This is a genomic window from Paucibacter aquatile (genome assembly GCF_002885975.1).
GTDB lineage: Bacteria > Pseudomonadota > Gammaproteobacteria > Burkholderiales > Burkholderiaceae_C > Paucibacter_A > Paucibacter_A aquatilis.
The window spans coordinates 773524-785533 of sequence record NZ_POSP01000003.1 but is presented as its reverse complement, the minus strand read 5'-3'; the positions used below and the strand labels follow the sequence as shown (position 1 = coordinate 785533).

Genomic DNA, 12010 nt, shown 5'->3' with positions numbered 1-12010 from the left:
ACCCTCCTCACTGACACGAAATCGCAGGATGAGCAAAAAACATTTTCTCGAGTTCGAGCAGCCCATTGCGGAGCTGGAAACCAAGATCGAAGAGCTGCGCTATGTGCAAAGCGAATCGGCGGTGGACATCTCCGAAGAGATTGACCGGCTCTCCAAGAAGAGCCTGCAGCTGACCAAGGACGTTTATGCCAACGTCGAGCCCTGGCAGGTCTACCAGATCGCCCGGCACCCGCAGCGCCCCCAGACCCTGGACTACTGCGCCGAGGTCTTCACCGAGTTTCAGGAACTGCACGGCGATCGTCATTTCGCCGATGACGCGGCCATCGTCGGCGGCTTGGCCCGTTTCAATGGCCAGGCCTGCATGGTGATCGGCCACCAGCGTGGCGCCGATTCGAAAGAGCGCGCACTGCGCAACTTCGGCATGCCGCGCCCCGAGGGCTATCGCAAGGCCCTGCGTTTGATGAAGCTGGCCGAGAAGTTCGGCCTGCCGGTCTTCACCATGATCGACACAATGGGCGCCTATCCTGGCATCGGTGCTGAGGAGCGCGGTCAGTCGGAAGCGATCGGCCGCAACATCTTCGAGATGGCCCAGCTGGAAGTGCCCATCATCGCCACCGTGATCGGCGAAGGTGGTTCGGGCGGCGCCCTGGCCATCGGCGTGGCCGACCAGGTGCTGATGTTGCAGTTCTCGGCCTATTCGGTGATCTCGCCGGAAGGTTGTGCCTCCATCCTGTGGAAGTCCGCCGAGCGTGCCTCGGAAGCCGCCAGCGCCCTGGGCATCACCGCCCACCGCCTGAAGGCCATGGGCCTGGTGGACAAGATCGTCAACGAGCCGGTTGGCGGCGCCCATCGCGACAACAAGCAGATGGCCTCCAATCTCAAGCGCGCCCTCAGCGACGCCCTGCGCCAGGTCAGTGACCTCAAGCCCAAGGAGCTGCTGGACCGCCGTTACGAGCGTCTGCAGGCTTATGGCCGCTTTGGCGACACCAAGAGCCGCTGATCCCTCCGCGGATCGCGAACACCGGGCCCCGAGGGGCCCGTTTTTCATGGGCGATGTGTGGCCGTGCCGAATCTCAAGCTGAATGTCGATCTGGCCCAGCCCCGGCGCGTGGCCGTGGCCTTCAGCGGCGGCCGTGATTCGACGGCCTTGCTTCACTGCGTGGCGCGCCAGGCCCAGGTACTGAATCGCACGCTGGAGGCGCCTGTGCAGGTGCTGGCCCTCCATGTCCACCACGGTCTGAGCTCGCAAGCCGATGCCTGGGTGCAGCACGGGCAAACGCTGTGCCGGGAATGGGCGGCACAAGGCCTGCCGGTCGAGTTCCGTCACCAGCGCTTGGCGGGCGAGCCCGCTGCGGGGCAGAGCATCGAGGCCTGGGCTCGTGAGGGGCGCTACGCCGCCTTGGCCGAGATGGCGATCGAGGCCGGCGCAACACTCATCCTCATGGCCCACCACCGGCGCGATCAGGCAGAAACCCTGCTGCTGCAAGCCCTGCGCGGCGGTGGCGTGGCCGGCTTGGCGGGCATGCCCCGCCTGCAGCAGCGTGGCGGAAACGCCGACCTAGTTTGGGCCCGACCCTGGTTGCAGCAGGGCCGCGAAACCATCGAGGCCTATGTCGAATCGCAGGGCTTGAGCTTTGTCGAGGACGAGAGCAACAGCGACCCGCGCTACAGCCGCAACCGCCTGCGCATGCAGGTCTGGCCGGCGCTGGCCGAGGCCTTTCCAGCGGCGGAGCGCAGCTTGGCCCTGGGTGCGCAGTGGGCCCAGCAGGCGCTGGCCTTGCAGCGCGAGATGGCTGAGCAGGACCTGCCGGGCTTGCTGAGCCCGCAAGGCCTGCATCTGCCCGGCTTGCGGGCGCTCAGCCCGGCGCGTGCCAGCAATGCCTTGCGGGCCTGGCTGCTTCAGCAAACGGGGCAGGTCGCGTCGGCACGTCGTGTCACCGAACTGCTGGCGCGCGAGGACGTGGAATCGACCCTCAGCTGGCCTTGCGGCCCCGGTGTCTTGCACCTTTACCGTGAGCATCTGAGCTGGCAGCCTGCGCTGCAGGCGGGAGCGCCGATCGGTGAGGCGAAACTGCTCGATTTGAGCCGGCCGGGCGTCTATCCGCAGCCCGATTGGAGTGGCGCCTGGGAGGTCGTGGCGGCGAGTGATGGCGGTGTGCTGGCCGAAAGCATGGCCCAGGTCTGCATGCGGGCCCGACAGGGTGGCGAGCAGTTTCAACGCCAGCCGCGCGCGGTGGCGCGCAGTCTCAAGAAGGCGTATCAGAGTGCTGCGCTGCCGGCCTGGCATCGCGAGGGGCCGCTCTTGCTGAAGGCCGATACCCAGCAAGTCTTGTTCGCGCCAGGCCTGGGTTTGGATGCCCGCAGCTGGGCCCCGCCGGGCGTGCCGCAGCTGCAGCTTCGCTGGCTTCGTCTGGGTGAGAGTGAGCCTGCGCCGGATGCGTAAGCCGGCTCCCGCAGGCCCGGAAGAGGGCGTCATATTGCTGCAATGCAGCAGCTAGAATCTTTGGCTGCGACCGCGGCGCACCCCACCCGACCGGGTTTTCCACCCTTTCCGCGCGTGACGAACTGACCCTTATGGCATTGATTGTTCACAAGTACGGCGGCACCTCGATGGGGTCGACCGAGCGCATCCGCAATGTCGCCAAACGTGTCGCCAAATGGGCCCGTGCCGGGCATCAGATGGTGGTCGTGCCCTCGGCGATGAGCGGTGAAACCAACCGTCTTCTGGGCCTGGCCAAAGAGTTGGCGCCCGCCGGCAGCAGCGCCGCGCTGAACCGTGAACTGGACATGATTGCCTCGACCGGCGAGCAGGTCTCGGTGGGCCTCCTGGCCATTGCCCTGCAGGCCGAGGGCCTGGAGTCGGTCAGCTACACCGGCTGGCAAGTGCCGGTGGCCACCGATTCGTCCTACACCAAGGCCCGCATCGAGAGCATCGACGACACCCGCGTTCGCGCCGATCTGGCGGCCGGCAAGGTGGTCGTGATCGCCGGCTTCCAGGGCATCGACGAAGAGAACAACATCACCACCCTGGGCCGTGGCGGTTCGGACACCTCGGCCGTGGCGATCGCTGCGGCCATGAAGGCCGATGAATGCCTGATCTACACCGATGTGGACGGCGTCTACACCACCGACCCGCGCATCGTGCCCGAGGCCCGCCGCCTGCACACCATCAGCTTCGAAGAGATGTTGGAGATGGCCTCGCTGGGCTCCAAGATCCTGCAAATCCGCTCGGTCGAGTTCGCGGGCAAGTACCGTGTGCCGCTGCGCGTGCTGTCCAGCTTCACGCCCTGGGACATCGATATCAACGAGGAAGCCAAGTCCGGCACCCTGATCAGTTTTGAAGAGGACGAGAAAATGGAACAAGCCGTCGTGTCGGGCATTGCCTTCAACCGTGACGAAGCCAAGGTGACCCTGCTGGGCGTGCCGGACAAGCCGGGCATTGCCTTCCAGATCCTGGGCCCGGTGGCCGATGCCAATATCGACATCGACGTCATCATCCAGAACGTCTCGCACGACGGCAAGACCGACTTCAGCTTCACCGTGCCGCGCAACGATTACGCCCGCACGCTGGAGCTGCTGGAGACCAAGGTCGGCCCCGCCACCAATGCCTCCAAGGTGGTTGGCGATCCGCGCATTTGCAAGGTCAGCATCGTCGGCATCGGCATGCGCTCACATGTCGGCGTGGCCTCCAAAATGTTCCGCGCGCTGAGCGAAGAGGGCATCAACATCCAGATGATTTCCACCAGCGAGATCAAGACCTCGGTCGTGATCGACGAGAAGTACATGGAGCTGGCCGTGCGCGCGCTGCACAAGGCCTTCGATCTGGACCAAGACGAAAAATCTTGAAGAAGTTCTTGCGAAGCCTGAAATTCTTCGTATAGAATGCAAGGCTACGCTGGAGTCGTGACCGAGTGGCCGAAGGTGCTCCCCTGCTAAGGGAGTATGTGGGCAAAACCTGCATCGAGAGTTCGAATCTCTCCGACTCCGCCAGCTGAAGTTGGCAGACTGCAAAGTCGAAAACAGACGCTGCAAAAATGCGGAACCCCTGATGAGCGAAAGCTGATCAGGGGTTTTTGCTTTGTGCGCTCGTATTTGCGTCCTCATGTCCTTTCGTCCGGCTGTCCTCTCGTCCGTCTGAATGACGGGCGCAAAAGAAAAGCCCGGCCACCTTGCGGCGCCGGGCTGCCGTTCGGCTAACGGTTTACGGTGACGTGGCGGCCGCAGCGCCTGCCTTGCCGACGCTTTCAGCAGCCTTGGGCTTGTAGGCTTCCGACACATCGCGCTTGCCGCGTTCCAGCCAGGGCACGGGTTGGTCCATCCAAGCCGGGCGCGGCGCGTTCAGCAGGTAGTGGTCGAAGAACTCGGCCATGTGCAGGCTGAAGTGCTTGATGTTGTCGCGCTCGCGCAGGCCGTGCTTTTCGCCGTTGTAGTTGAACCAGTAGGCTTCCTTGCCCAGGCGGCGCAGGGCGGTGAAGAACTCGATGGCCTGGTAGAAAGGCACGGCATCGTCCTCATCGTTGTGCACGGTGAGGTAGGGCGTTTGCACCTTGTGGATCTGGAAGATGGGCGAGTTCTCCAGATAGAGCTGCGGCTTGTCCCAGGGCGTGGCGCCGATGCGGCTTTGGCCTTGTTCGTACTGCACCGCGCGGCTGATGCCCGTGCCCCAGCGGATGCCGCCGTAGCCGCTGACCATATTGGCCATGGAGGCGCCGGCCTCGGCGGCACGGAACATATTCGTGCGCGTCAGCATGTAGTTGATCTGGTAGGCGCCCCAGCTGTGGCCCTGGATGCCTACGCGCTTGGGGTCGGCGTAGCCTTTCTTGAGCAACTCGCGCACGGCCGGCAGCACCGTGTTCATGGCGCTCTGGCCCGGGTGGCCGACGGTGAACACCACATCGGGGCGCAGCACCAAGTAGCCCTGGCTGGCATAGCGCGTCGGGTTGATGTTCTGGCCCGGCGCCGGTGCTACATGGTTGTGCAGCTTGTCCGTCATCTTTTCGTAGATGTAGACCATCACCGGGTACTTCTTGGCCGGGTCGAAGGTCTCGGGCTTGGTCAGCAGGGCTTGCAGCTTCTTGCCGTCGGCGCTGGTGTAATCCATCAGCTCCTGGGTGCCCCAGAGGTAGCCAGCCTGCTGTGGGTTGGCCTGGCTGATCTTCTTCGGCGCGGCCAGGGCGGTGTTGCTGGCCCAGAGGTCGGGGAACTCGCTGAAGCTTTGCTGCGTGTAGAGCAGGGTGTCGGCCTGCTTGGCCTTGATCACCGTGCCCAACAGCTTGTCGGCATGCAAGAGGCGCTGCGGCTGGCCGCCGGCCAGAGGCAGCTGATAGAAGCCGGTGTCGCGTTTGAGCAGATGGGTGGCGCTCAGCATCAGGCCCGCGGCGGGCAGGGGCTTGTGCTCGGGCTCTTCGCTGTCCAGCACGATCTGGCGCAGCTGCAGGCCGTTCTTGCGACCCCAGCCCTGGCTGAGGTTGCGGGTGCTCAGGTCACTGAGCTGCACGCCCCAAAGGTCGTAGCGGTCGTAGAGCACAACACTGGCATCTCCCTCGGTCCAGCCCGCCGAGCCATAGGGTTCAGCCGGTCCGGGCGTGTCGCGCTCCTCGTTGTCGAAGCGCAGGCCGCTGCGCTTGCTGAGCTTGGCGGTCAGTGCCTGCGCCTGGCCGCTGCGCGTGTCCCAGGCCCACCAGCCGCGGTCCTCGACCTGATAGCCCAGCACATAGCGGCCGGTCGGCGAGAGCTTGGGTGCGAACTTGAGCTTGCGGGCCAGCAGCTTGGCCTCGCCGGTTTGCAGGTTGACGGCGTAGGCATCCTGCTTCTGCCCCTGCCAGGAGGCTTCGATCTGGTAGGGCAGCTCGGACAGACCGAGGCCCATCTCGGCGTTGTCGTTGATCACCACCGTGGGCAGCTCGGTGCGGGCCAGCTGCACCAGGCGCGGCGCCGCTTCGCTGCCCGTCGCGGGCAGATGCAGCACGGCGCGGTAGTTGCGCTGGCGTTCCTTGTCGGCCTTGACCTTCTGCACCGATTGCAGCTCGGGGTCTTTCCAGTGCCAGAGGTCCACCTTGATCGGCTCGGGCGCGTCCTTGGGCTCGGCCTTGGGCAGGGGCGCGGTGCCCAGGAACAGGCGCTGGCCGTCCTTGCTGAAGCTCAAGGCCCCATGCTCGCTCGGGGCCCAACCGGCGGGCAGGCCGGCGGTTTCGGCGCTGACCACGGCCAGTGCGGTTTTCTGATCGGCGCGCCAGAAGAAGAGCTTGAACGGTGTCGGCTCTTCGGCCTTGTCTTTTTTGTCCTCGGCTTTGGATTCGGACTTGTCTTCCGTCTTAGCCGCCTGCGCTGCCAGATGGTCACGGTTGCTCAGCCAGGCCAGTTGCTGGCCGCTGCGGTCAAAAGCCAGCTGCCTGTAGCTGCCCGCACCGGCCAGCAGCGCTTGCGGCGTGGCGTTCTCCGCGCCCAGCTCCAGCAGGTAGACGCCTTCGCGCGCTCGCGCCTTGGCGGTGGCGGCGGCATCGGCTTTGCCTGACGGTTCTTTCACACTGACCGCATAGGCGATGCGCTGGCCCGAGCGGGCCCAGACGAAATCGCTGGCCTCTTTGTCCAGGCTCTGCCGCTGGCCGGTGGCGGCGTTGATCAGTAACAGCTCACTGCCGCTGTCCTTCTTTTTGCCGGCGGCGCTGTTCGTGGCGGCGGCGGCGGTTTGGTCACCGGCCTCGTCGCCCTCATCGGTTTTGGCCTTGGCGGCCTCGTCTTTTTTGGCGGCTTCCTTGACCGGCTCCAGCAAGAGGGCCAGATGGCTGCCGCCGTCCTCGGCCCAGGCGAAGCGCTTGACGCGCTCCAGGCTCTCGGGCTTGCCGCTGCTCAGGTCCAGCCAGCCGGCGCCGGGCTTGGGCGCGTCATCGCCTTTTTTCTTGTCTTTCTTGGCCTTGTCCAGCTCGGCGCGGCTGGGCTGCAGGGCATAGGCGACAAAGCGACCGTCGGCGCTGAAGACCGGCGCCGTGCCGCGCGGCACGCGCCATTCCTGGCCATCGGCCAGGCGGCGCAGCACCAGCTCACCATCGCTTTCCTGGCCAACCAGGGCGTAAGCCGCCCACTGGCCGTCGCGGCTCAGGGCCGTGCCCTGGATGCTGCGCCAGCCGGCGTACGCGGCGTGGTCGATGGCTCGCTTGGCGCTGGCCGCGGGCGCACTCGCACCCACGGGCGCGGTTTCGGCGGCATGCAGAGGGAGGCTCAGCAGCCCCAGGCCGGCACTGGCCAGGCTGATGGCCAGAGGCCATGCGCGCAGCTGCTGCTTGAAGCGAGCGGGGCGCGTCGCTGCGCGGGGGTGAGGGAGGAGGGCGGAGCCCGAAGGGCCGGAGTGGGAGCCAGACATCGCAGCGGCGCCTGCGCAAACAGGCGTGGGGAATCATCAAGCTGCGCTTTATATCAAGCCCAGGCCCGCTCCTGGGTCCGAATGGATCATGCCTCCCAGTCGGCCGTGCCGATTTCCGCGAGTTGCAGATCCTCGAGATGGAAGGCCGCCAGCGTCCACCACATCCAGCCAGCCAGTGCCACCGATGGCAGCAAGAGCAAGAGGGCCAGCAGGTACAGGCCCGCGTTCATCCGGGCGTCCGGAGCGAGGTCGTGGGTGGTGTGCCAGTTGGCTCAAGGCTGGGCTGCCGCTCGACTTCCACACCGAGCTCGGCCTGCCGCGGCCGACGTGCGCGCGGCTGTGGCAGGGGGAAGATGAACTCGCGAGCCGGCGTCGGCGTCGGCGTCGGGGCCGTGCCGGGGCGTACGGGCAGGTGCAGGGTGCTGCGTGATTTCATGACGTCCTTGGTCGTGGAGGAGGCGAAGCCGGTGACGCGGTTGTAGCGGCGCCGAGGCCCGGAGTCGGTTCGCCAGCGCACCGCGCCTGCCGTGCCGCCCTGCCGCGCCTGCCTGGTGCGCTAGGGCACAGACCGGGGCCAGGCACCCGCCCTAGGCTGGAGTTCTGAGCTGCCATCCCGGCGGCCCGGGAGGACCCACACCATGAGCTACGAAGACCGCGATCCCTACGGCATTTACAAGAGCAATGCGCAGCGCAAGAGCAGCAACAGCACGGGCACCGGCCCCGGCCCGCAGCTGATGGGCGCCGACACCTTGATCGGTAACGATGTGGTCAGCCTCAGCGAGGACGATCTGGGCGACATCAAGGAGCTGATGCTGGACATGAAGACCGGCCAAGTCGCCTACGCCGTGCTCGCCTTTGGCGGCTTTCTCGGCATGGGCGAGAAGCTGTTTGCCGTGCCCTTCAGCGCCCTGCGCCTGGATACCTTGCACAAGCGCTTTGTGCTCAATGTCGAGCGTGAGCGCCTGCAGGGTGCGCCCGGTTTCGACAAATCGCAGTGGCCCGATATGGCCGATGCCGAGTGGGCGCGGGGTGTCCATGCCTACTATGGCAGCAAGCCCTATGCCGACAGCATGAATCGCTGAAACCCGTGCCTGACGGCACCAGGGCAATGCAGCGGCTATGCTCGGCGGGTCTCGTGGTTCGCCACCCGGCCCGCCTGTGCGGGCCCCGCATGGAGTCTTGTGTCCCGTGAATTCCAAGCTGCAGCACTACATCCAGCTCGCCGCCCTGTCCGTCGTCGTGATCGGCTGCTTCCAGATCCTGCAGCCCTTCATTCCGGCCCTTTTGTTTGCCGCCGTGGCCTGCTCGGCCAGCTGGCCCCTGCATCTGCGCCTGCGGAGTCGCTTGAACGGGCGTGCCACCGTGTCTGCCGCGGTGATGACCTTGCTCTTGGTCGTGCTGGTCATCGGTCCCAGCAGCTTGCTGGCCATGAGTCTGGCTGATGATGTGACCCATGCCGTCGAGCGTGTGCGTTTGCTGCTGGACGCCGGGCCCATGCCGCCACCGGCTTGGCTGCGCGAGCTGCCCCTGGTCGGCGTGCCGCTGGACAACTACTGGCACCGCATCGCCGACAGCCGCGAGGAGTTCGTGGCCCTGCTCAAAAGCCTGATCGAGCCCACCAAGACCGTGTTGCTGGTGGCCGGCCGTGCCGTGGCCGGCAGCTTGATCCAGATGCTGTTCGCCGCCTTTGTGCTGTTCTTTTTCTACCGCGATGGCGAGAAGCTGGTCGCCAGCGCGCGCGCCATGCTGGGCACGCTGGCCGGCGGCCATGGCGATGAGATCCTGGACACCGTGTCCCACACCGTCACCGGCGTGGTGCATGGCATCTTCGGCACGGCGCTGGCCCAGGCCCTGGTGGCCCTGGCCGGTTTCTGGGTGGCCGGTGTGCCCGGGGCCCTGGTGCTGGCGGCCGCCACGTTTTTCCTGTCCATGATTCCAGTGGGCCCGCCGCTGATTTGGGGCGGCGCCACCATCTGGCTGTTCCAGCAGGATCAGCCCGGCTGGGGCGTGTTCATGTTGCTCTGGGGCCTGCTGGCCATCAGCAGCATCGACAACGTGGTCAAGCCGCTGCTGATCAGCCGCCACAGTGCTTTGCCCATGCTGCTGATCGTGCTGGGCGTGTTCGGTGGCATCGCGGCCTTTGGCTTCATCGGCATCTTCATCGGCCCGCCCATGCTGGCTGTGGGCCTGAACCTGGTGCAGATGTGGACGGCCCGCCCGGCCGCTGGCGCCACGGCCACATCAAGCACAGCGGCGCCTGACCAGGGTCTCTGATCCGGCGCCGCGGCAGTCCTTCGTGATGCGCAGGCTGATGAGGTCGTTTACTTTTTCGGAACCTTGCCGTCATGCGGGGGCGCCGGGCTGCTGAACCAGCCTTCGCTGGCGCGGCGTTCCCAGGCGGCCAGCTGCTTCTCGGCCTCGTCCTTGATCAGGCCGTAGCGTTCCTGGATCAGGCCGGCCAGCTGGTCGCGGCGCCCGGCCACCACCTCCAGGTCGTCGTCACTGAGCTTGCCCCACTGCTCCTTGGCCTTGCCGGCCGCCTGCTTCCAGTTGCCTTGTATGCGATCCCAGTTCATGGTGGGTTTCCTTCGAGTGTGAGTGTCTGTGATTGAAAAAGTGCGAGGGATGCCGGGCCGCTCAAGGCCGCACGGCAATCTCGTTCTTCACCGCTTTCACGCCCACCACCTTCCAGGTCAGCGCTTCAGCCGTGGTCTTCTCGCGGCTGCTCTTGGCAAAGCCTGAGAGCATCACCGTGCCTTGCAGGGTCTCGACGCTGATGGCCGAGGCGTCGACATCTTTGTTGTCAATGAAGCGGCCCTTGACGGCCGTGGTGATGGCGCTGTCGTCCAGATAGGCGCCGACGGTCTCCTGGCCGCGGGTGACGGCGCAGCCGCTGCCCATCAGCAGCAGGCTTGCGCAAAGCCCGGTGTAGATGCCGCCGAGGATCAGGGTTCGGAGTGGCGGGCGGGTGAGCTGTGGCCTGACTTGATTCATGATGATTCCTTGCTTGAAAGGCCGCCGGCGCGGGATGCGCCGCAGCGGGCTACCGTCACTATCCGGCGGCGCCGGGGGCGGCCGCCTAGGGCAACAGCGCAATCCGCTGTAGGACAAGAGGCCTTGAGCCCGAATCGGCCGCCAGCGTTCGCCAGCGAACCGACGCGCTCAGCCCCACGCCTCAGGCTCGCTCATCCGTGTCAACACCTTGGAGCCCTTGATGAGCATCCCCCCGACCCCCCCGACCCCCCCGACCCCCACCACGCCCCCGATCCCCATGAGCACCGCCCGACGCCTGTGGACCTACGCCACCCTCTGCAGCGCCGGCCTGTTGGCGGCCTGCGCCAGCATGCCGCCACCTACGGAGCAGATGGCGGTGTCCACCGCGGCCTTGACCAACGCCAATGCTGCGGGCGCCGGTCAGTGGGCGCCGATGGAGCTGCGCAGCGCTCAGGACAAGCTGGACCGCGCCCGCCTGGCCATGAACGACAAGAACTACGAGCAGGCGCTCTGGCTGGCCCAGGACGCACAAGTCCAGGCCCAGCTGGCCGAGAAGAAGGCCGGCGCCGGCAAGGCGGGCAAGGCCGCCGATGAGCTGCGTGAGGCCAGCCGCGTGCTCAGCGAAGAGCTGCGTCGCAAGAAGCCTTGAGCGCAGGCCATTCCCGAGCTCGCCGTGCGCAAGCACTCAACCACAAGGACACCCCCGCCATGAAATCTCCCCGTCGCATCCATTCCCTGTCCCTGGTCAGTGCGGCCTTGCTGGCCGTCTCGGCCAGCCTGCTGGGCTGCAGCAGCCTGCCCAGCGACAACCTCCAGCTCGACCGGGCGCGCAGCGATTACCGCAGCGCCCAGGCCGACCCGCAGACGGCCGCCCATGCCGCCAGCGAGATGAAGCTGGCCCGCGAAGCCCTGGACCGTGCCAACAGCGCCTGGGCCGCGCAGGACGCGAGCGCCAAGGTCGATCACCTGGCCTTCCTGGCCCAGCAGCAGGTCGCCATCGCCCAGGAGACCACGCGCCAGAAGCTGGCCGAGGCGGCGGTGAGCAGCGCCAATGCCCAGCGCGACCAGATCCGCCTGCAGGCCCGCACGCAAGAGGCCGATCGCGCGGGTCAAGCCGCCGGCATCGCCCAGGCCCAGGCGGCGCAGTCGCAGCAGAACAACCTGAACGCCCAGGCGCAGACGGTCGCCGTCCAGCTGCAGGCGCAGAACCAGGCCGAGCAGGCACGCATCCGCACCTACCAGCTGGAGACCCAGATCCGCGAGCTGCATGCCAAGCAGACCGAGCGCGGTCTGGTCATCACCATCGGTGATGTGCTGTTCGACAACAACCGCGCCGAGCTCAAGAGCGGTGCCCAGCGGGACCTGGAGCGTCTGTCGGTCTTTCTGAAGGCCTATCCCGAGCGTCGCGTGCGGGTGGAAGGTTATGCCGACAGCGTCGGCAGTTCCAGCAGCAATGCGTCGCTGTCCGGCCGCCGCGCCGAGTCGGTGCGCAGCGCCTTGCTGGCTCTGGGGGTGGAACCCGGCCGCGTGGTGAGCCAGGCCATGGGTGAGACCCACCCGGTCGCCAGCAATGACAACGCTGCCGGCCGCCAGCAGAACCGGCGGGTTGAGATCGTGCTCTCGGATGAGAGCGGGGTGATGGCCTCGCGCTGAGCG

11 protein-coding genes and 1 tRNA gene are annotated in these 12010 nt (G+C 66.4%); 8 read left to right on the top strand and 4 right to left on the bottom strand.

Annotation, left to right across the window (positions count from 1 at the left end):
• The first annotated feature begins 28 nt into the window (after window positions 1-28).
• The 4 genes from C1O66_RS06655 to C1O66_RS06640 all read left to right on the top strand — a co-directional run bounded on the left by C1O66_RS06655 (window position 29) and on the right by C1O66_RS06640 (window position 3990).
• Window positions 29-1000, top strand: a complete 972-nt coding sequence (locus C1O66_RS06655) for an acetyl-CoA carboxylase carboxyltransferase subunit alpha (protein WP_102767159.1) — start codon at window positions 29-31, stop codon at window positions 998-1000.
• 63 nt (window positions 1001-1063) lie between these two features.
• Complete coding sequence (gene tilS / locus C1O66_RS06650; protein WP_243392726.1) at window positions 1064-2443, top strand: tRNA lysidine(34) synthetase TilS; 1380 nt, start codon at window positions 1064-1066, stop codon at window positions 2441-2443.
• Between the two features lie 131 nt (window positions 2444-2574).
• Window positions 2575-3846: an aspartate kinase gene (locus C1O66_RS06645; protein ID WP_102767158.1), complete on the top strand. Its 1272-nt coding sequence runs from the start codon at window positions 2575-2577 to the stop codon at window positions 3844-3846.
• Window positions 3847-3897: 51 nt separating this feature from the next.
• Window positions 3898-3990 (top strand) — tRNA-Ser (locus C1O66_RS06640).
• A gap of 211 nt (window positions 3991-4201) precedes the next feature.
• Here C1O66_RS06640 and C1O66_RS06635 read toward each other — a convergent pair.
• Window positions 4202-7360, bottom strand: a complete 3159-nt coding sequence (locus tag C1O66_RS06635; protein WP_102767157.1) for a prolyl oligopeptidase family serine peptidase — start codon at window positions 7358-7360, stop codon at window positions 4202-4204.
• An 86-nt stretch (window positions 7361-7446) separates the two neighbouring features.
• Window positions 7447-7590 carry a hypothetical protein gene (locus tag C1O66_RS23860; protein WP_165794512.1) on the bottom strand — a complete coding sequence of 48 codons (144 nt, stop codon included), beginning with the start codon at window positions 7588-7590 and terminating at the stop codon, window positions 7447-7449.
• A gap of 408 nt (window positions 7591-7998) precedes the next feature.
• Between C1O66_RS23860 and C1O66_RS06630 the strand changes: the two genes are divergently transcribed.
• Both C1O66_RS06630 and C1O66_RS06625 read left to right on the top strand, forming a co-directional pair.
• Window positions 7999-8442, top strand: coding sequence for a PRC-barrel domain-containing protein (locus C1O66_RS06630; RefSeq protein ID WP_102767156.1), 444 nt, complete (start codon window positions 7999-8001; stop codon window positions 8440-8442).
• Window positions 8443-8548: 106 nt separating this feature from the next.
• Window positions 8549-9634 (top strand): AI-2E family transporter, encoded by a 1086-nt coding sequence (locus C1O66_RS06625; protein ID WP_243392725.1) that lies wholly within the window; start codon window positions 8549-8551, stop codon window positions 9632-9634.
• A gap of 47 nt (window positions 9635-9681) precedes the next feature.
• On the opposite strand, the gene C1O66_RS06620 is transcribed toward C1O66_RS06625, so the two are convergent.
• Complete coding sequence (locus tag C1O66_RS06620; RefSeq protein WP_102767154.1) at window positions 9682-9936, bottom strand: CsbD family protein; 255 nt, start codon at window positions 9934-9936, stop codon at window positions 9682-9684.
• Between the two features lie 61 nt (window positions 9937-9997).
• The gene (locus C1O66_RS06615) at window positions 9998-10261 is read right to left on the bottom strand and encodes a BON domain-containing protein (protein ID WP_223696594.1); all 264 of its coding nucleotides are present in this window, start codon (window positions 10259-10261) and stop codon (window positions 9998-10000) included.
• 370 nt (window positions 10262-10631) lie between these two features.
• Between C1O66_RS06615 and C1O66_RS06610 the strand changes: the two genes are divergently transcribed.
• Together C1O66_RS06610 and C1O66_RS06605 are read left to right on the top strand one after the other, a co-directional pair.
• On the top strand, window positions 10632-11003 hold the full coding sequence (locus C1O66_RS06610; RefSeq protein ID WP_102767152.1) for a DUF4398 domain-containing protein: 372 nt from the start codon (window positions 10632-10634) through the stop codon (window positions 11001-11003).
• Between the two features lie 59 nt (window positions 11004-11062).
• Window positions 11063-12007 carry an OmpA family protein gene (locus tag C1O66_RS06605; RefSeq protein WP_243392724.1) on the top strand — a complete coding sequence of 315 codons (945 nt, stop codon included), beginning with the start codon at window positions 11063-11065 and terminating at the stop codon, window positions 12005-12007.
• Window positions 12008-12010: the final 3 nt, after the last annotated feature.